Annotated in this window: 19 protein-coding genes and 1 pseudogene; 12 read left to right on the forward strand and 8 right to left on the reverse strand. The window is 69.9% G+C overall.

Features of this window, described 5'->3' with window-relative positions; all coding sequences use genetic code 11:
• Positions 1-8: 8 nt before the first annotated feature.
• Positions 9-2153 carry an autotransporter-associated beta strand repeat-containing protein gene (locus VF106_RS06140; protein ID WP_330838581.1) on the reverse strand — a complete coding sequence of 715 codons (2145 nt, stop codon included), beginning with the start codon at positions 2151-2153 and terminating at the stop codon, positions 9-11.
• 85 nt (positions 2154-2238) lie between these two features.
• On the opposite strand from VF106_RS06140, the gene VF106_RS06145 reads away from it, so the two are divergent.
• Both VF106_RS06145 and VF106_RS06150 read left to right on the forward strand, forming a co-directional pair.
• The gene (locus VF106_RS06145; RefSeq protein WP_330838582.1) at positions 2239-3105 is read left to right on the forward strand and encodes an NAD(+)/NADH kinase; all 867 of its coding nucleotides are present in this window, start codon (positions 2239-2241) and stop codon (positions 3103-3105) included.
• A gap of 22 nt (positions 3106-3127) precedes the next feature.
• Positions 3128-3505, forward strand: coding sequence for a DoxX family protein (locus tag VF106_RS06150; RefSeq protein WP_330838583.1), 378 nt, complete (start codon positions 3128-3130; stop codon positions 3503-3505).
• A 3-nt stretch (positions 3506-3508) separates the two neighbouring features.
• Here the strand turns inward: VF106_RS06150 and VF106_RS06155 are convergent, their stop codons facing one another.
• The 3 genes from VF106_RS06155 to VF106_RS06165 form a co-directional block, all read right to left on the reverse strand.
• Positions 3509-4405, reverse strand: a complete 897-nt coding sequence (locus VF106_RS06155; protein WP_330838584.1) for an SMP-30/gluconolactonase/LRE family protein — start codon at positions 4403-4405, stop codon at positions 3509-3511.
• Between the two features lie 17 nt (positions 4406-4422).
• Positions 4423-5628, reverse strand: coding sequence for a PQQ-dependent sugar dehydrogenase (locus VF106_RS06160; protein ID WP_330838585.1), 1206 nt, complete (start codon positions 5626-5628; stop codon positions 4423-4425).
• Between the two features lie 131 nt (positions 5629-5759).
• The gene (locus VF106_RS06165) at positions 5760-6707 is read right to left on the reverse strand and encodes an NADP-dependent oxidoreductase (RefSeq protein WP_330838586.1); all 948 of its coding nucleotides are present in this window, start codon (positions 6705-6707) and stop codon (positions 5760-5762) included.
• Between the two features lie 252 nt (positions 6708-6959).
• On the opposite strand from VF106_RS06165, the gene VF106_RS06170 reads away from it, so the two are divergent.
• Positions 6960-8195: an MFS transporter gene (locus tag VF106_RS06170; protein ID WP_330838587.1), complete on the forward strand. Its 1236-nt coding sequence runs from the start codon at positions 6960-6962 to the stop codon at positions 8193-8195.
• Between the two features lies 1 nt (position 8196).
• Here VF106_RS06170 and VF106_RS06175 read toward each other — a convergent pair whose 3' ends face one another.
• Positions 8197-8685 carry a MarR family winged helix-turn-helix transcriptional regulator gene (locus tag VF106_RS06175; protein ID WP_330838588.1) on the reverse strand — a complete coding sequence of 163 codons (489 nt, stop codon included), beginning with the start codon at positions 8683-8685 and terminating at the stop codon, positions 8197-8199.
• 45 nt (positions 8686-8730) lie between these two features.
• Here VF106_RS06175 and VF106_RS06180 point away from each other — a divergent pair, with 45 nt between their 5' ends.
• From VF106_RS06180 to purU, 3 genes and pseudogenes are all read left to right on the forward strand, one after another.
• Positions 8731-9027: a hypothetical protein gene (locus tag VF106_RS06180; protein ID WP_330838589.1), complete on the forward strand. Its 297-nt coding sequence runs from the start codon at positions 8731-8733 to the stop codon at positions 9025-9027.
• Between the two features lie 78 nt (positions 9028-9105).
• Positions 9106-9951 carry a methylenetetrahydrofolate reductase gene (locus VF106_RS06185; protein ID WP_330838590.1) on the forward strand — a complete coding sequence of 282 codons (846 nt, stop codon included), beginning with the start codon at positions 9106-9108 and terminating at the stop codon, positions 9949-9951.
• Between the two features lie 10 nt (positions 9952-9961).
• Positions 9962-10842 (forward strand): annotated as a pseudogene (purU, locus tag VF106_RS06190) (formyltetrahydrofolate deformylase).
• Here purU and VF106_RS06195 read toward each other — a convergent pair.
• The gene (locus tag VF106_RS06195) at positions 10843-11220 is read right to left on the reverse strand and encodes a DUF6326 family protein (protein WP_330838591.1); all 378 of its coding nucleotides are present in this window, start codon (positions 11218-11220) and stop codon (positions 10843-10845) included.
• Positions 11221-11478: 258 nt separating this feature from the next.
• Here VF106_RS06195 and VF106_RS06200 point away from each other — a divergent pair, with 258 nt between their 5' ends.
• From VF106_RS06200 to VF106_RS06215, 4 genes are all read left to right on the forward strand, one after another.
• Positions 11479-12513, forward strand: a complete 1035-nt coding sequence (locus VF106_RS06200; RefSeq protein WP_330838592.1) for a sensor histidine kinase — start codon at positions 11479-11481, stop codon at positions 12511-12513.
• Entirely contained in the window at positions 12510-13169 is a 660-nt protein-coding gene (locus VF106_RS06205; protein WP_330838593.1) for a response regulator, read from the forward strand. The genes VF106_RS06200 and VF106_RS06205 overlap by 4 nt, the downstream gene beginning before the upstream one ends.
• Positions 13170-13291: 122 nt before the next feature.
• A complete protein-coding gene (locus tag VF106_RS06210) occupies positions 13292-13657 on the forward strand; it encodes an MmcQ/YjbR family DNA-binding protein (RefSeq protein ID WP_330838594.1) in 366 nt (121 codons plus the stop codon).
• A gap of 318 nt (positions 13658-13975) precedes the next feature.
• A complete protein-coding gene (locus VF106_RS06215; RefSeq protein WP_330838595.1) occupies positions 13976-14308 on the forward strand; it encodes a hypothetical protein in 333 nt (110 codons plus the stop codon).
• A gap of 65 nt (positions 14309-14373) precedes the next feature.
• Here VF106_RS06215 and aroB read toward each other — a convergent pair whose 3' ends face one another.
• A complete protein-coding gene (gene aroB, locus VF106_RS06220; RefSeq protein WP_330838596.1) occupies positions 14374-15468 on the reverse strand; it encodes a 3-dehydroquinate synthase in 1095 nt (364 codons plus the stop codon).
• Between the two features lie 163 nt (positions 15469-15631).
• On the opposite strand from aroB, the gene VF106_RS06225 reads away from it, so the two are divergent.
• Together VF106_RS06225 and VF106_RS06230 are read left to right on the forward strand one after the other, a co-directional pair.
• Positions 15632-17308 carry a PEP-utilizing enzyme gene (locus VF106_RS06225; protein WP_330838597.1) on the forward strand — a complete coding sequence of 559 codons (1677 nt, stop codon included), beginning with the start codon at positions 15632-15634 and terminating at the stop codon, positions 17306-17308.
• Positions 17305-18099: a PEP/pyruvate-binding domain-containing protein gene (locus VF106_RS06230; RefSeq protein ID WP_330838598.1), complete on the forward strand. Its 795-nt coding sequence runs from the start codon at positions 17305-17307 to the stop codon at positions 18097-18099. Before VF106_RS06225 ends, VF106_RS06230 begins: the two co-directional genes overlap by 4 nt.
• Here the strand turns inward: VF106_RS06230 and VF106_RS06235 are convergent.
• On the reverse strand, positions 18096-18899 hold the full coding sequence (locus tag VF106_RS06235) for an alpha/beta fold hydrolase (protein ID WP_330838599.1): 804 nt from the start codon (positions 18897-18899) through the stop codon (positions 18096-18098). The genes VF106_RS06230 and VF106_RS06235 overlap by 4 nt on opposite strands.
• Positions 18900-18940 lie beyond the last annotated feature (41 nt).

Genomic DNA, 18940 nt, shown 5'->3' on the forward strand with positions numbered 1-18940 from the left:
TCCCGAAACTACGTTCGGGACCGGTTCTGGTTTCGTGAGCGCCTGCGCAGCACGAACATGAGTCCGCCCAGCAGCACGAGTGCGCCCGCGGCCGAGAGCCACCACCACGGTCCGGACGCCGACACGGTCGCGGCCTGCCGTGTGGGGGCGGCGCCGGGTTCTGGTGTGTCGGTTTTGCTTGTGAGAGCGACGTCGTTGCCGTCGCCGCCGTGGTAGGTGAGCTGGAGTGTGCCGACGGCGGCGCCCTCGGGTAGGCCATCGAACGTGCCCGTGACCGGGGCGGTGCCCTGGTTGTCGATGATCACGCCGGGACCGTGGGCGGGATCCGGCTCGAACGTGCCCGCGAGCGTCACCGGGCCGGTGACGGTCATCCGGGTCGCGGTCAGTCGAGCGCCCGGACGTTGGGTGTAGGCCCCGTGCACGGTCAGGCCGGTGGCGTCGACCGTGCCGGTGTTGTCCATCGCGCCCTCCACCGTGCCGGTCAGGGTGAGCGTTTCGGTGCCGGTGGTCGTGACGGTCGGGGCCCCCACGGTGCCGCTGAACGTCGTCGCGGTCGTGGCGTGCAGGGTCAGCGTGCCGCCCGCCGTCACCGTGCTGCCCTCGACGCCCGCGAGGTTGTTGACCGTCTGGTCGCCGGCCTGGGTGAGGTCGAGTGTCGTGCCCGCCGCGGGTAGGTCGACGCCGGCGCTCGCGGCCAGGGTGCCGCCGGTGACGGCGAGAGTGCCCGCCTTCACCGTGGTCCTGCCCTTGTACGTGAGGTCGCCGGTCAGGGTGGTGGTGGCCGGGCCGGCCTGGGTCAGTGAGCCCGGCCCGCTGATCCGCGCGAGCTGGACGCCCTGGGTGGCGTTCTGCACGATCAGCTCGCCGTTGTCGATGATCTCGCCCGTCGGGAGCAGTGAGCTGTCGCCCTGCGGGCTGCCGTCGCCCAGCCGTAGCGACGCGCCGCCGCCGATCGTCGTGTTGCCGTCGTAGTTCTGTGGCGCGGTGAAGGTGACCGCGTTGCCCGGCGTGTCCGCGATGACAACGTCGCCGCGGCCGACGTCCGCCATCGTGTCGTGGTACCGGCCGCCGGAGATGGGTGCGTCCACAGTGACCGGTCCGTTGTAGTCGAACGTCAGCACGCTGCGGGTGCCGTTCCTCTCGGCGTGCATGTTGATGTAGACGGTGTTCTCGTTGCCCGGCAGGAAGAAGCGGTTGTTCGTGCCGTCGCCCCAGATCACCGTTGCGCCCTCGATGTTGACGCCGCGCTTGTTGTCGCGGTGCGGGACGCCGGCGAAGTTCCTCGACGGGTCGCTGAGCGCGGGATCGGTGTCCGAACCGTTGTCGGACCAGCTGTACACACCGGACATCCGCACCACGCCGGTGCCCCAGGTGTGGAAGTTGATGTCGTTGCCGTAGTACTGCGAGTAGATGTCGGCGGCGTCGGTGATCTCCTCGCCGTCCGGTGCGTTGTGGATGAACGAGCCCTGGTTGACCACCTTCCGCACGTTCGGCATGGCGGTGAGGAAGTGCAGGCTGCCGTAGTCCGCTCCCGTGCCGACGTAGAGCGTGCCGGAGAACGGGTGTGTGCCGGGCAGCTCGATGCCGGGCCAGGTGTTCCTGCGCTGCTTGACGAGGCCGGTGCCACTGAGGACACCCAGGTTCACCCGCTCGTGCACGGCCAGGTCCAGCGTGCCGTCGATCTGGTGGTTCAGGGTGTTCAGGGACACCTCTGGCGCCTGCGTGAAATGCCCGATGACGCCGTCGCCGCCCGATCCGTCACCGTACTGGAGGGTCGCGCCGCGCTGGACGATCACGGCGGGCGGATCGGGATCTTCGATGGTGGTCACCGGATGGTTGCCGCCGACGGTGACGATCCTCTGTCGGTGCCGGTCGGCCGGCAGCGTGAAGTCACTGTCCTTCACCAGCACCAGGGTGCCCGTGCCGCCGACGGTGAAGGTGCCTTCGCCGGTGATCACACCCGTGTAGGTGGTGACGCCACCGGTCAGCCGCACGACGGCGTCCCCGCTCAGCGTGACGTTCCGGTTCGCCTGGATGTCGGCGCTGACGTCCCTGCTCCCGGGTTGCGCTGCCGCGCTCGGTGCCCCGACGGCGGCCACGATGATCGCGGTCAGAACCGCGGCGACCCAACGACCATCACGCTGTGCGCGCACGAGCTGACTCCACGATGTTAGCGATCACAATCTTGAGCGGGCCATAGTGTTGGTGGCTGGGCCCAACTGTGTCAACCTCGTGGACATGCACTCTGCCGGTCTTGTGCTGCATCCGCGACGGGACTCCGCGGCGGCGGTCGACGCGGTGACCGGCTGGGCGGCGAACCGGGGCATCGAGATCCTCGGTGTCGAGGAGGAGATCGGTCGGCTGGACTGTTCGGCGGTGGCGGTGACCGCGGCCGAACTCGGTAGCCGGGCAGACCTGCTGGTCAGCCTCGGCGGGGACGGTACGATGCTCCGCGCGATGCGGCTGGCCGACGGGCAGCGCGCGCCGGTGCTCGGGGTGAACCTGGGCAAACTGGGCTTTCTGGCCGAAGTGGACGTACCCGACCTACCCGGCGCCCTCTCGGCCATCGACAGCCACGAGTTCACCGTCGAGCCACGGCTGGCCGTGGACGGCGTCCTCGGCACCCGTACCGTCACCGCGTTCAACGACATCGCCGTGGTGCGGGTCCCGGGGGACGGCAGCGCGGCGGTCGCGGTTCGCGTCGCCGGCCACGAGTTCGTCAGCTACGCCGCCGACGCGGTCATCGTCGCCACGCCGACCGGGTCGACCGCGTACAGCTTCTCCGCGGGCGGACCGATCACGAGCCCGTCCGTCGAGGCCCTGCTCGTGACCCCCGCCGCGCCGCACTCCGCGTACAGCCGGGGCGTCGTTCTCTCCGTGCACGACACGGTGACACTGGACATCCTGCCGTCCAGCGGCCGGCTGGCCGTCGAGGTGGACGGGGAGGTCGCCGGCTACGTCGAGCCAGGCGACCGCATCGAGCTGCGGGGCCGGCCAGGTGCGGCGCGGGTGGTACGCCTCGGCAGGACGACCTTCTACCAGCGGGCTCGCCGCAAGCTGCGTCTGTCCGACTCGGCCGAGCTCGACGGGCGCCTCACATTCTGAGGGGCCGTCCCGTCGAAGCGGTATGAACATCACGTTGTGGGTTGTCGCGGGACTGCTCGCCGCGGCCTTTCTGGCCAGCGGCGGCATCAAGTTGGCCCTGACCAAGGAGAAGCTGGCCGCCGCTCCTGGCGGGGGATGGGTCGGAGACTTCCATGCCGGTGCCGTCAAGGGCATCGGGGTTCTCGAGGTCCTGGCCGCGGTGGGCCTGGTCCTGCCCGCCGCGCTGCACATCGCACCCGTTCTCGTGCCACTGGCCGCCGTTGGGCTGGTGTTGCTGATGGTCGGCGCGATCGTCGTTCACTCGCGCCGGCACGAGTCGAAGGCGGTCGTCGTGAACCTCGCCTATCTCGCCGTGGCCGCGTTCGTTGCCTGGGGCCGCTTCGGTCCGCAGTCGTTCTGACCGTCAGCGGGCGCCGTTGAAGTTGACGCGCAGCGTGTAGACCGACGTCGACGCGGTGATGAACAGTTCGTTGCGGCGCCGGCCCCCGAAGGTCAGGTTCGAGCAGATCTCGGGCACCAGCAGCTTGCCGATGCGGGTGCCGTCGGGTGCGAAACAGTGCAGGCCGTCGTGGGCGGCCGCCCAGACCCGGCCTTCCGTGTCCACCCTGACGCCGTCGAAGCCGCCGGCGTCGGAGGTGCCGAAGATCTCGCCGCCGGAGAGCGTGCCGTCGTCGGACACGTCGAACACCCTGATGTGGCTGGGATTCTGGCGGGTGTCGGCGATGTAGAGGCGGGTCTCGTCGACGGAGAAGGCGAGCCCGTTGGGGCGTTCGAAGTCGTCGGCCACGATGCGGACCTCGCCGTCCGCCGGATCCACGCGGTAGACGTGGCAGCCGCCGATCTCGCTCTCGGCCCGGTAGCCCTCGTAGTCGCTGTCGATGCCGTAGCTCGGGTCGGTGAACCAGATCGACCCGTCGGACCGTTCGACGACGTCGTTGGGGCTGTTGAGCCGGTGACCGTGATAGCGGTCGGCCAGCACGGTGATCGTGCCGTCGTGCTCGGTGCGGGTGACGCGGCGGTTGCCGTGCTCACAGCTGACCAGCCGGCCCGCCCGGTCCCTGGTGTGGCCGTTGGCGTAGCCGGAAGGTTCGCGGAACACGCCCACCGCGTCGGTCGTCTCGTCCCAACGCAGAAGTCGGTCGTTGGGAATGTCGCTGAACACGAGGAACCGGCCAGCGGGGAAGTAGACCGGCCCCTCGGTCCAGCGACATCCGGTGTGCAGTCGGCGCATCGACCCGTCGCCGCCGCACGCCTTGAAACGCTCGTCCAGCACCACGAAGTTCGCCTCGATGAGATCCACGAATGGATCGTAGGCGGTTACTCCGTCGGCGGGGCGACGCGCGCGAAGTCGACGCGGTGCAGCTGGCCGGAGCGGTCGGTGGCGACGTACAACTCACCGAACCGGTCCATCCCGAACGTGCTGACCTGGGCCGGGAACTGTCCGATCGTGGCGCTGGTGTAGGTGCCGTCACGGTTCTCGCGCACCGCGAACGCGGTCGCCGAGCAGTAGTCGGTGGCCACGTAGGTACCGAAGGCGACGCGGGCGTGCCGGTAGCCGCGGTAGACGTGACCGCCGATCACCGCGCAGCCCTCGACACCGGTCCGGTAGTGGAAGACCGGGTCGGTGAAGTCGGCGTCCGGCTCGCAGCGCGCGGCGTTGAACACCGCGGGCCCCTCCATGCACGACCAGCCGAAGTTGAGCCCTCGGGCGGTCCTGGCGTGGTTGACCTCCTCGAACGAGCCCTGACCGACGTCGGCCAGCCAGAGTGAGCCGTTGAGCGTGTCGAACGAGAACCGCCACGGGTTGCGCAGGCCGTACGCCCAGATCTCCGGCCGGGCACCGGGTGTTCCGACGAACGGGTTGCTCCTCGGCACACAGTAGGGGAGCTCGCCGCAGGAACGGCGCACGTCCAGGCGCAGGACCTTGCCGAGCAGCGTGCCGAGGTTCAGCCCGTTGGCGTCCGGGTCCCCGCCACTGCCGCCGTCGCCCAGGCTCCAGTACAGGTAGCCGTCGCGCCCGAACGCGAGCTGGCCGCCGTTGTGGTTGGAGAACCGGGCGTGGTCCTGGGTGAGCAGCACCTGTTCCTTCGCCGGATCGCCCAGCGGCACCCGCGACAGCGTCAGCGCCCCGTCAGGCTGGCGGGTGTAGGCCACGTACACCTGGGAGGTGCGCTTGAAGTCGGGAGCCGGCACGATGCCGAGCAGGCCGCGTTCGTTGGCGACGCTGTTCACGCGTGCGCTGATGTCCAGCACGGGGTCCGCGGCGAGCCCGTCCCGCGGGTGGAAGACCCGAACCGTGCCACGTTTCTCCGCGATCAGCATCCGTCCACTGCGGTCGTTGGCGGCGACCATCGCGACGGGTCGGACCAGACCGGTCGCCACCTGGGTGGTGACCACCGTCAACTGGTCAAGGGGCACGCCATGACGAGACCCGTCCAGCGGCTCGGCCGTGGCGGCCGAGACCGTGGCGGGCAACAGAGCGGCCGCCGCGAACACGAGGCCCAGCCGTCTGACTCCTGACATACACAGCTCCTCAGGCGTAGAAGATCCAATGCGGAGTCATACGCGCACGGATAGTCATCGGTTCACCACGCAGTGAACACCAGGGCGCTGTTCTACGCCATTCAGTAGAGCGGCCGCCTGACCTGCTCGTGTCAGGACACTTCGAGGACGATCCGGCCACGCACGTGGCCCTGCTCGCCGAAGGTGTGTGCCTTCACCACGTCGTCCAGTGGCAGCACGCGATCGATGGCGATGTTCAGTCGGCCCTCGGCCAGGTATCGGGTGACCTCGGTCAGCGCCTCGCGGTCGGGGGTGACGTACACGTATCCGTCACGCACTCCGCGTTCGGCGAGCGCGTTCTCGTAGCCCTGCTGTTTGCCCTTGAGCGTGACGATGACTCCGCCCGGCCGCACCACCTCGAGGAGCTCGAAGAAGTCCGCGCCGCCCCTCGGGTCGACGACGAGGTCCAGATCGGACACCACCTCCGAAATTCGCTCGGAGGTGTAGTCGATCACCCGGTCCGCGCCGAGACCGGTCAGGAAGTCGTGGTTGCGGGCCGAGGCCGTACCGATCACCTCGGCCGCCCCGGCGAGCTTCGCGAGCTGCACGGCGACATGGCCGACGCCGCCCGCGGCGCTGTGCACCAGCACCCGCTGTCCCTGCGCGATCTCACCCTGCCGGAACAGCGCCTGCCAGGCGGTGATGCCCGCCATCGGTGCCGCGGCCGCGGTGAGGTGGTCGATGTTGTCCGGCTTGATGGCCAACTCCGCGGCGGGCGCGGCGACGTACTCGGCGTAACAACCGGCCGGGGACGGGAAGCGGAGCATGCCGAAGACGTCGTCACCCTCGCGGAGCCCGGTCACGTGCGGGCCGGTGGCGACCACCGTGCCGGACACGTCCCAGCCGATCACCAGCGGAAATTCGGCCGGGGAGATCCCGGCCCGGATCAGCCAGTCGATCGCGTTGACGCCGGCGGCGCGCACTGCGACCAGGACCTCGCCGTCGCCGGGACGCGGTTTCGGCACCTCGGTCATGTGCAGGACTTCCGGCGGACCGAACCGGTCGATGACCGCTGCCCGCATTGTTTCCGTTGCCGTCACGCCCTACCCCTCATTCGCGATGGACAGGGGCCGAGGCTACCGAAGGAACGGCGGACACCGACACCGCGGACGGGCAGTACGTCAGGTCGAGACGACGTCGCCAGAACGCCGATCTGACGAAGTGCCTGTGAACTGGCCGCCGACTTGCCGAAGTGGGACATATACCGCTGCTCGCGCTGCCGCCTCGACCGCGATTTCCGCGAATATCCCGAGAGGTAAACCGGAAACACGGATTTGGGGTTTGCCTGAATCATGACTGCAACCGTGCGCCCAGGGCGCAATGGAGTGGCACTCGGTGTCCTCGCGGTGGGCATGTTCACCGCCGGCACCGCCGAGCTGGTCGTCGTCGGCATTCTGAGTCTCATCGCGGACGACCTGTCGGTGTCGGTGAGCACGGCCGGCCTGCTCGTCACCTCGTACGCGTTGGGACTCTCGCTCGGCGCGCCCCTCATCACCGCGCTCACCATCCGGTTCAGCCGCCGCTTCATGCTGGCGCTGTCCCTGGCCGTCTACCTCGCGGGAAACGCGATGGCGGCCGTGGCGGTCAGCTTCGGCCTGCTGATGGTGGCCCGCGTGATCATGGGGTCGGTCCACGGGCTGTTCATCGGTCTCGCGTTCACGGTGGCCGCCGCGCTCGCCCCGGCCGGGCAGCAGGGCCGGGCGATGGCGATCGCGTTCGGCGGCACGGCCGTGTCCACGGTTCTCGGGGTGCCGCTGGGCACCCTGATCGGCCAGGCGATGGGCTGGCGGGCCGCGTTCTTCGCCATCGCCATCCTCGGCGTCGTCGCGCTGGCCATGACCCTGCTGTTCATCCCGGCCGTGCGGACCAGCGGCACGAGTGACGTCCGCGCGCAGGTCCGTGCCGCGTTCGTGCCGAGGGTGCTCGTGATGCTCGGTGTGGGGTTGCTGCTGATCGGCGGCGAGTTCACCGCCTTCACCTACATCGCGCCGTACCTGGAGGAGATCACCGGTATCTCCGGCAGCCTGATCAGCGTGTTCCTGTTCGCCTACGGCCTGTTCTGTGCCGTCGGCGTCTTCTCGGGCGGCTGGTTCGCCGACCGCGGCGCCACCAAGACGCTGATCTTCGCGAACGTCGTGCTGATCCTCTCGATCGGCGGGCTGTACCTGCTCGGGGCCTCACCCGTCCTGGCCGCCGTGATGCTGGCCGCGTGGGGCCTGGTCAGCATGGGTCTCGTGCCGTCCCTGCAACTGCGGGTGATCAGCCTGGCCGGCGAGGGCGGCGACCTGGCCGCGACGCTGGGCGCGTCCGCGGTCAACGCCGGGATCGCGGCAGGCGCCATCCTGGGCGGCGTGTTCGTGGACAGCTACGGCGTGGAGTCCGTGCTGCTCGCGGCCATGGTGATGTGCCTGGTCGGCCTCCCGCTGACCATCCTCTCCGGCCGACTGCGGCCACCCACGCCCACGCCGGCCGAGAGCGCGCCGGCCGGGCAGGACAGCCAGGAACTGGCCGAACGCGGCTCGCGGTAGGTCAGGTCTCCCGCAGCGGCCATAGCGGCTGGACGGTGCCGGCCGGGCCGTCGATCTCGGCCGTGACCTTGCGCAGACCTGCGATCAGACCGTCCAGCTCCGACCGGCCCAGAACGCTCGTCACCTGCTCGTTCACCGAGGCCATGATGGCTCGCCCGCGCTTGACGCCGGCGAGCCCTTTCGTCGACAGCTGGTAGAGCACGACCCTCCCGTGCACCGGGTGCGGTTCGCGGTCGGCCCAGCCGATCTTCTCCAGGCGGGTCAGCGCCGTGCCCACGCTCTGCGGGGTGAGGTGGAACCCGCGGGACAGGTCCGCGGCCGACAACGCGCCCAGCTCCTCGAGGTGCACCGCCAGACCGAGCTGCGTCGCCGTGACGCCGAGCTCGTCCAGTGCTGCCTGCACGGCGCGGTGCACGGCGTTCTGCGCCCGCCACAGCACGTGCGTGAACTCGTCGTTCCAGACCACGGTGTCCGGATCTCTCGCCGACACGGGCATGCCCTCCCTCTTGATGACAGGTGTCTTCTATGTTGACATATGTATGTCACTCGCCATCTCAACGTCGAGAGCCGGCACCGCGTGGAGGTCGGGACCGACCTGGTCGGCCTGACTTACCAGTCCGACTCCCTCGACCCGGTCGGCACCGTCCTGTCGCTTGCGCTGCTCGACAAGCAGCACGCCGAACCGGGCACGCGGGTGAGCGTCGTGTGGGGTGAGCACCCGGGGCCGGGCACCGACCCCGACGCCGATCTGGGTTTCCCGCGCATCCGCGCCACCGTCCACCCCGCGCCGTTCGACGAGCACGCGCGGACCCGATACCGCCGCAACTCCTGAGCGTTACCACCGAGCACGTGCCGGCCCACCGGGCCGGCGCGCCGCTGCCGTGCGCTCGCGTACCACCGAGGAGCACACATGGACTCCGCCACCACAGCCGCACTGCTGACCGACTTCTCCCTGGAGATGACCGGAAACGACCTCCCGAAGCTGGCGGAGGCCCACGCCGGCATCCCGCCGGGTACCAGGGTCAACGTGACGTTCCTCGGCAACGAGGACGTCCACATGAGACTGTCCGCCGCGCGTGCGGTCAAGCGGTCGGGTTTCGTGCCCGTGCCGCATATCTCGGCGCGCCGCCTGCACTCCGAGTTCGAACTGGAGGAGTTCCTCGCCGCGTTGGCGGCCGACTGCACCGGCGAGAACGTCTTCGTGGTGGGTGGCGATCCCGCGCAGCCGCACGGACCCTACGAGGACTCGCTGGCCGTGCTTCGTTCCGGGCTGCCGCAGAAGTACGGTGTCCGGCACGTCGGGGTCAGCGGCTACCCGGAAGGCCATCCGGACATCGCCGCCCCCGTCCTCTGGTCGGCGATCGAGACCAAGGCCCGGGTGCTCGCCGAGGAGGGGCTGTCCGGCACGGTCATCACCCAGTTCGGCTTCGACGTCACGCCGGTGCTCGCCTGGCTCGAAGAACTGCGAGGCCGAGGCGTCGACCTGCCCGTCCGCGTCGGCGTGCCCGGCCCGGCCGGGGTCAAGCGCCTGCTGGCCTACGCCACCCGCTTCGGCGTCAGCACGAGCATGTCCATCGCACGCAAGTACGGGTTCTCGATCACCAACCTGATGGGCACCGCCGGTCCGGACCGGTTCGTCCACGCGCTCGGAGCAGGCCACGACCCCGGCCGGCACGGTGAGCTCAAGGTGCACTTCTACACGTTCGGTGGCCTCGCGGCCACGTCCGAGTGGGTCGCCGGGTTCGGGAGGAACTGACGTGACGCTCATGCGGGAGACACCCGCTCGCACCCCGGTGCGCCAGCGGACCCCACCGCACGCCTCGCTCGTCGTCCAGGGACGGGACCGCACCGGCATCGTGGCCGCCGTCGGCTCCGTCCTTTCCGGACACGGAGCGAACATCGTGTCCCTCGACCAGTACTCCGACGACCCGCAGGGCGGCGCTTTCTTCCAGCGCACGGTCTTCAGCCTGGACAACCTCAAGGCCGCGCTACCCGCCATCGAGCACGACCTGACGGAGCGGCTCGGGACGGACCTGACATTCACGCTGCGCGACCTGTCGGTGGCACACCGGGTGGCGATCTTCGCGTCCAAATCGGACCACTGCCTGCTGGACCTGCTGTGGCGACAGCGCCGAGGGCAGCTTCCCGTCACGATCACGATGGTGATCTCCAACCACCCGGACACCGCCGAGGAGGTACGCGCGTTCGGCGTCCCGTTCTTCCACGTACCGTCCACCGAGTCCGCCGAGGCCGAGCACCTCCGCCTGCTGAGCGGCAACGTGGACTTCGTCGTCCTGGCACGCTACATGCGGATCCTGTCCGGCGAGTTCATCGAACGGCTCGCGGTGCCGATCATCAACATCCACCACTCGTTCCTGCCCGCCTCATCGGCGCCGGGCCCTACGCCAAGGCCAAGGAACGCGGCGTCAAGCTCATCGGTGCCACCGCCCACTACGTCACCGAGGACCTCGACGACGGCCCGATCATCGAGCAGGACATGGTGCGGGTGAGCCACGCCGACACCGCCGCCGACCTGCAACGACGCGGCGCCGACGTGGAACGCGCGGTGCTCTCCAGGGCCGTGCTGTGGCACAGCCAGGACCGGGTGATCCGCCACGGCAACCAGACGATCGTGTTCGCGGGATGACTACCCGGTCGGCACCGGAACCGGCGAGCGCCAGGCGAACCGGGCGATGGCGACCAGAAGCACCACCTCGACGAGGCTGCCGAGGAGGTAGTAGACCCACGTCTCGCCAACGCACAGCGCGATGATGCTGACCGCGTACAGGAGGCTGACGACGATGTTGGCGATCCGGTTGGCTCGCGGTCCGAGCACGAGTGACAGCACCACCATCAGGATCGACGGCAGGAGATAGATCAGAGCGCCGGTCAGGAACGTCTGGTCGACCGCGATGGTCGCGACCGTCCCGTCGAGGGCGGCGCCGAGCACGTCGGCACGGAAGAACCCGAAGATGTCGACGTAGGCGAACACGAACAGCGTCGTGATCCACAGTGCGCTCAGCACGATCCTGACGTCGACTGGCTTGTCTCGATACGTTGTCGTCCACACGGGAAACCAGTGTCGGCACGACAGGGCCGCGGCGCGCCGGGCAGCAGGCCAGTGTCGACCTGGCCGATCGGCCAGGGACGGAACCGTCTCTTCGGGTGATTCGCCTGTTCGCCACGGGTCGTACCCTTTCGGCGTGAGGGGAACGCCGCGGGTGGAGCCAGATGTCGGGGAGCCGCCGGCGCGAGTCTGGCGTGACTGGGTGCTCGTCGCGGCGTGGCCGCGACCGCCTTGGTGGAAGCGATCGTCCGCGACGACGTGTTCACCGTCGCGTTCGGGCTGACGTTCGGAATCACGATGCTGTGGCGGCGCACCCGCCCGCTCGCGATGGTGGTGCTCGGGTTCGGCGTGTTCGCCGTGGGCGACCTCGGGTCGGTCCTCGTCACCGGCGAGCCGTTCTACTCGTATGCCGGCCTGTTCGTCGTGGTGCTCGTGTACTCGCTGTACCGGTGGGGTACCAGCCGGCAGGCGGCGATCGGGTCGGCCGTCGTGCTGCTGGCGTGGCTCGTGAGCGTGACGACCGACTTCCCCGGTGTCGCCGACGCCGCGGGCGGCCTGGTCCTGTTGCTGCTCCCGGCGGCGCTCGGCGTCGTGGTCCGCTACCGGCGCATCGTGCGCACGCAGCGGTTCGAGCAGGTCAGGTTCCAGGAGCGGGAGCTGTTGGCCCGGGAACTGCACGACACCGTCGCCCACCACGTGTCCGCCATCGCCATCCAGGCACAGGCGGGGCAGTTCCTGGCCGGCACACAGGACCTGGACGGGGCCGCCAAGGCGTTGGCGGTCATCGAGGAGGAGGCGTCACGCACCCTGGCCGAGATGCGTGCCATCGTCGGCTCCCTGCGCGCCGCGCCGGTGCCCGCCCAGCGCGGCGTCGCCGACATCGAAGGCCTGGCCACCGCCGACGGATCCCCGCGGATCGACGTCGAGCAGCGTGGCGACCTGGGCGATCTGCGGCCGTCGGTCCAGGCGGCGCTGTACCGGGTGGCCCAGGAGTCGATCACCAACGCGAAGCGCCACGCCCGGCACGCGACCAGGGTGCACGTCCTGGTGACCGGCGACACCGAGCACGTGCGGTTGAGCGTCAGCGACGACGGTGAACGCGGCCTGCCCACCGCACGGGCACCCGGCTACGGCCTCGTGGGCATGGCGGAACGCGTGAGCCTGCTCGGCGGCACCCTCGAGGCGGGCCCGGGCCCGGACCACGGCTGGACGGTCCACGCGACGATCCCGAGACAAGGCGGCCACGCATGACCATCCGCGTCATCATCGCCGACGACCAGAGCATCGTCCGGGCGGGACTGGCCACGATCCTCAATGGACAGCCGGACATCGAGGTGGTCGGCGAGGCCGCCGACGGCAACGAGGCCGTGGCGCTCGGCCGCCGCCTTCGTCCCGACGTGTGCCTGTTCGACATCCGGATGCCGAACCTCGACGGTGTCGAGGCCACCCACCTCCTCGCCGGACCCGATGTCGACGATCCGCTGGCCGTCGTCGTCATCACCACCTTCGACACCGACGAACACGTCTCCGGTGCACTCAAGGCGGGAGCCAGGGGTTTTCTCCTGAAGGACGCCGGACCCGCCCTGCTCGTCCAGGCCATCCACGCCGCGGCCGAGGGCGACGCCCTCATCGCCCCCAGCATCACCGCCCGGTTGCTCGCCACCTTCGCCGACTCCGCGACCTCGGCCAGGAAACGCGCCGAACCACTCACGGCCCTGACCGAACGGGAGGAGGAGGTCGCGGTGACCGTCGCGCGTGGCCGCACCAACGCCGAGATCGCCGACGAGCTCCACATCAGCCTCAGCACCGTGAAGTTCCATCTCACCAGCCTCATGCACAAGATCGGCGCCCGTAACCGGGTCCAGATCGCCATCTGGGCGTACGAAACACGGCGGGTGCGCCCGTAACCCGGGGAATATCACGTCAAGTTCGTCAGGTGCCGGTCTTCGGTTTGACAATTGCCGCCGTCCCGTATTTTGTGCTCTGGTATGGCGGTGATTCCGCCCGGCGCGAGAAGAGGAGGAACGACATGAGTCCGGAGGAGATCGCCTCGGTGTTGTTGGGCCTCCCGGAGGTCACCGAGGAGGAGCCGTTCGCGCCAGGGTTGCCGGTGTACAAGGTGGTCGGCAAGGTGTTCGCGATCTACCAACCCGACCCGCCTGCGCAGATCACGTTGAAGTGCGATCCTTCGCGGGCAATGCACCTGCGCGGCGAGTATCCCGCTATCGTGCCCGGGTACCACGTGAACAAACGGCTGTGGAACACGGTCAGCCTCGACGGCACCGTTCCCGACACGCTGCTCGTCGACCTCATGCGTCACTCGTACGAGGAGGCCGCGGCGGGGTTGCGCAAGGCCGACCGCGAGCGGGTGTTCGCCGAACTCTCCCGCTCGTGAGCGAGCCGACTCACACCCCGACTTTGTCAAGAAATACTTGAACATACCCAAGTACGGCGCCGATGTTCGCCGAACCACCACGAACGCCTGCCAGCGTGCGAGGCTCCTCTCGGCCCAAGGACACGCCTCATCCGTTGGAAGGAGAGACCAGTGGCCAGAACAACTCTTTGGACCTCCAGCGCCGCAGTCCGTCCCGAAAAGTACGAGGGGGGTCTGGAACAGGGCACTCACTCCGGTGGCACCTCGACCTTCGAGATCCCGTCGGGACAGGAGGTCTGGTTCCACTTCCCGCTGCCGACGCCGTGGTTGGTCAATGACATGGCCTACTACCTCGAGCGGGTAGCCATTCTGTGGGAGACGGAGAACGCGGAGGTCACCGAGGTCGTCGCGACCCACGGTCCTGGTGAGAGCTACACCCTCTCCACTTCCCCGCAGCAGGGCAGCTTCCTGCAGGCCGGGCCGGACATCCCGGAAAACACCTACACCGTCCAGACCAGCGAGGGCGACCGTCCGGCGACCGGCTACGGTGTGCAGGCATCCATCAAGGTGAAGGCGAACGGTGGCACCGGCAGGGTCACGTTCGGTGGCGCGGGCGCCACCTTCCACGACACCCCTCTCCGTGGCTACCGCGAGGCGATCGCCCGCCAGTAGACCACACGAGGAAAAAGGGCTGGTGGCCCCGAATTTCCGGAGCTCACCAGCCTTTGTCGTGTTGACTAAACCGGCATCACCCGGCAGCACGGCGCGTACGACGCCACGAGCACGTCCTCGTCGGGGTCGTTGATCACCGTCGGCGCGCCGAGTCCGTCCAGTACGACGAAGCGCATCCGGGAACCGCGTGCCTTCTTGTCGATCCGCATGGCCTTCAACAGATCCGGCCACGCGTCGGGCCGGTAGGTGGTGGGAAGGCCCAGCATCATGAGGATCTCGGCGTGCCGGGCGGCGGTCGCGTCGTCGAGGTGCCCGGTGAGCCGGCCGAGCTCGGCGGCGTAACACATGCCGACCGACACCGCGGAGCCGTGGCGCCACTGGTACCGCGCGTCCTGCTCGATGGCGTGGCCGAGCGTGTGGCCGTAGTTCAGGAACTGCCGGCGACCCTTGTCACGCATGTCCTCGGTGACGATCTCGGCCTTCACGCGGGCCGAGCGCTCGATGATGTCCCGCAACGGTGGCGTGCACGGTGTGGTCACGGCTTCGGTGTCGGCCTCGATGATGTCCAGAATGGACGGATCGGCGATGAAGCCGACCCGGACGATCTCGGCGAGACCGTTGACGAGCTCGATCTCCGGCAGGGTCGAGAGCTGGGTCAGGTCGCAGACCACCCCGACCGGGGAATGGTAAGCGCCGACGAGGTTCTTGCCGGCCGGGATGTTGATCGCGGTCTTGCCGCCGATCGCCGCGTCGACCATCGCGGTCAGCGACGTTGGCACGTGCACGATGGGCACGCCACGCAACCAGGTCGCCGCGACGAAACCGGCGAGGTCCGTGGTGGCGCCGCCGCCGACCGCGACGATCGCGTCGGACCGGGTGAAGCCGAGGCTGGCGAGCTCGGTCCAGCAATGCGTTGCCACCTCACAGTTCTTGGCGGCCTCGCCGTCGGGCACCGCGATGAGGTCCACGTCCGGGCCGTGCGTGCGCACCGCGTCGGCGATGTCGGAGGCGGTGTCCTTCATTGTCTCGCAGTGGATCACGGCCACCCGACCGGAACGGGAAAGCAGGCCGGGGATCTCCGTGAGGGCGTTTTCCCCGATGACGACCTCGTACGGCGACGAACCGCCGACCGGGATACGCGTCAGGTCAGAACTGGACACGGGGTCACCAACTTCCGTCCTTGCGGTTCGTCCAGGTTATCGGCGGTGGTCACGATGATTCAGGAGGGACTTGACACATTGCCGCCGTGTTTCCCCGGAACGCTCGACAACGTGCGGTCGGTCCAAAAGCATTGGGTCGGCAGGAATTCGTGGGGAGCGCGCTATGACCTTGTCGCAGGCCGGGCCGCGATCCGTCGCCGGCGTCGCTCCCGGTCCGGGACGGTGGGTGCTGGAGACGGCGCACCAGGCGCGCCCGTTCACCCGTTTCTTCCTGGGGGTCTGGCTGCCGGTCTTCGCGGAGTCGATGCCTGCCGCGTTCCGCCGGTACGGGCTGCTGACGGAGCGGCTGGACATGCGCCTGGTCGGCATCTGGAAGTACGTCCAGGCCCGGCCGGTCGCGCCGTGGCGGGACCGGGGACCGGCGGTGCTCCTGCCGGTCCGCCAACTGGCTTGGCGGTGGCAGCCGGAGGTGCGGAGAAGAAGCCGCGCCGCCCGCCGTGCGCTCGCCGCACGGGCATGGCGGGACGAGGCCACGGAATGGTTCGACGGCGGCCTGCGGGCGCGGTTCGTGCGGCGCAACCGGGCACTGCAGGCGGTACCGTCCGACACCCTCGACGACATCGGCCTGCGCCACCACATCGACGAGCTGGTCGCGTTGCTGCACGACGGCGACACGGTCCACATGCGACACCTCGTCGCACAGAACATCGCGGTCGGCGACTGGCTGGCCCACGTCCAGCGCTGGACCGGCGTGGACCCGGCCGACGCGCTGGCCGTGCTGCGGGGTGCCTCCCCGGCCTCGGTCCGTCCGCTGGGTGGTCTGGATCGTCTGGTCGCCGCGGTCCGCGCGGCCGGCACGGACCTGGCGGCGGCCGGCCGGTCCGCGGAACAGCGACTGGCGGTGCTGCGGGCGGCCTCGCCGGACGTCGCCGCGGCACTGGGGGAGTACCTGACCGAGCACGGCGACGACCTGCTCGGCTTCGACCTCGACGAGCCGACCCTGCGGGAGATGCCTGCCTTGGTGCTCTCGGCGCTCGAGGCGCGGCTGACGGCGGCCGTGACCTCGCCCCGTCAGCCGGTCGCGCCTGATCCGTTGCGGGCACGGGTTCCCGCCGGGCATTGTGCCGAGTACGACCGACTTCTGGCCGACGCGCGGCTGCTGTACGGGCTGCGTGACGACGACGTGGCGTGGACCGAGATGCGGCCGTGGGGACTGCTGCGCCGCGCGCTCCTCGCCGCCGGGCGACGGCTCGCGCTGCACGAACCCGAGCACGCGGTGGAAGCCGATCCCGCCGAGCTGGCGGCGTTGCTCGCCGGCGCGACCACGCCAACGGCCACCGAACTCGCCGAGCGGGCAGTGCGACGGCGCACCGAGGCCCGGCCGCCGCTGGAGCTGGGCGAGGACGAGCCGGCCATGCCCCTGCCGTCGCTTCCCGCCCCCCTCGCCCGGGTCAACGACGCGCTGCACCAGGCGATGTCGCAGGACCTTCTTGTCCTGGCCGCACCACCGGCGCCGTCCGAGACCGAGGTCCGCGGCACACCCGCGAGCCCCGGCGAGCACACGGGACGGGCGCGGATCGTGCGTGGGCCCGCGGAGTTCGGCCGGCTGGAGAAGGGCGACGTGCTGGTCGCGCCGACCACCGGCCCGTCCTACAACGTCGTGCTGCCGCTCATCGGCGCGGTCGTGACCGACCGGGGCGGCGCGCTGTCGCACGCGGCCGTGGTCGCGCGGGAGTTCGGTGTGCCGGCGGTGGTCGGCACCGAGGTCGCCACGCAGACGATCCGCGACGGAGGCCTCGTCCGGGTCGACGGCGCGCGGGGCGTCGTGACGTTCCTATGATCGCCACGCTCGCCGGAACCCTCGACCCCGACCGGTTCGGCGGGAAGGCCACCGCTCTGGCCGCCGCCGCGGCCGCCGGACTGCCGGTGCCACGCGGGTTCGCCGTGCCGGTCGACACTCTCGCGGCGGTCGTCGCCGGCGATCCCGAGGCCACGGCGGCGGTGCACGAGGCGGCCCAGACGCTGGGGCCGGTCGCGGTGCGGTCGTCGGCGGTGGGGGAGGACGGCACGCTGGCGAGCTTCGCCGGGCAGTACGAGACGGTGCTGGCGGTCTGCGGGCCCGTCGAGTTGCTGGCCGCGCTGGCGACCGTGCACGGATCGGCACTGCGGGCGGCGGAGTACCGGCGTCGTCTCGGTCTCGACGGAGGAGGGCTCGCCGCCGTCGTGCAGGAGCTGGTGGCACCGGACGTGGCGGGCGTGCTGTTCACCCGTGACCCGATGGGCGGCGCCGGCATCCTGGTCGAGGCGTCGTGGGGGCTCGGCGAGGTCGTCGTGTCCGGGCTCGTGACCCCGGACCAGTGGCGGCTGGACCCGGACGGCGCCGTGCGTCAGGAACGCTTGGGGCGCAAGGACATCGCGATCTGGCCGGTGCAGGACGGGGGCACCCGCCGGGAGCCGGTCGGCGAGCCGTGGTGCACGCGGCCGTGTCTTGACGCCGCCACGCTCGGCAGGCTCGCGGACCTCGGCCGCCGGTGCGTGTCGGTGTTCGGCGCCGAGCAGGACGTCGAGTGGGCACTGTCCGGCGGGCAGATGTACCTGCTGCAGTCCCGGCCGCTGACGGCGGTGACCTAATGACCGTTCGCGAGGAACCGGCCGATCTCGCGGTGGAACTCCGCCGGCTGCTCGAGCGACGCGCCGTGTCCACAGTGGTCGATGAGGACGAGCCGCGCGTCCGGCAGCCGATCGGCCAGGTCCGCGAGCTGGTCCGGCGGCGTCATCTGGTCCTGCCGGCCGCCGATCACCAGGACCGGGCAGCGCACACCCGCGGCGCGGACGTCGTACTCCCGCAGAGCCGAGGACAGCACCTGCCAGCGGTCCTCGTCGTCGGGAATCGGGATCGTGCGCGGAAACCACACGAGCTTGCGGAACGCCCAGGGCATCCGGCCGGTGAAGATGTTGCGCAACGTGTCACGCTGGAGTGCCGGCCACCGGCGCCGGGCGGCCATGTCGTCCCAGCGCGTCACGTAACGCAGCAACGGTTCGGTCGCGCGGCTGGGAGTGCACTCGGCGACGATCGACTCGACCAGCTCGGGACTGCGCTCGGCGAGCTGCAGCGCGACCATGCCGCCCATCGAGTTGCCCCAGATCGCGGTCCGGCCGAGGCCGAGCGCGGTGATCAGCGTCGCGGCGTCGTCGACGAGGTCGCTCATGTGAAGGGACCGGGCCGGCACCCGCCAGGACGTCACGACGACGCGGCGATGGGCGAGAGGGCCGTACAGCGCCTGCACTCCGGCGAGAGTGCCCGGATTCTCCAGCGTGGTGAGCGCGTCGCCGAGGCCACGCAGGACCAGAAGCGGGGCGCCGTCGGGATCGCCGAACTCGACGTACGGCAGCCGCGAGCCGCCGGCCAGATCGTGGTAGCGGAGGGACACCCAGACACAGTGCCCTATCCCGGAGGTGCCGGCGGGTGACG

Origin of the sequence: Actinophytocola sp., assembly GCF_036378875.1 — a bacterium.
In the GTDB taxonomy this organism is placed as follows: Bacteria; Actinomycetota; Actinomycetes; order Mycobacteriales; family Pseudonocardiaceae; genus Actinophytocola.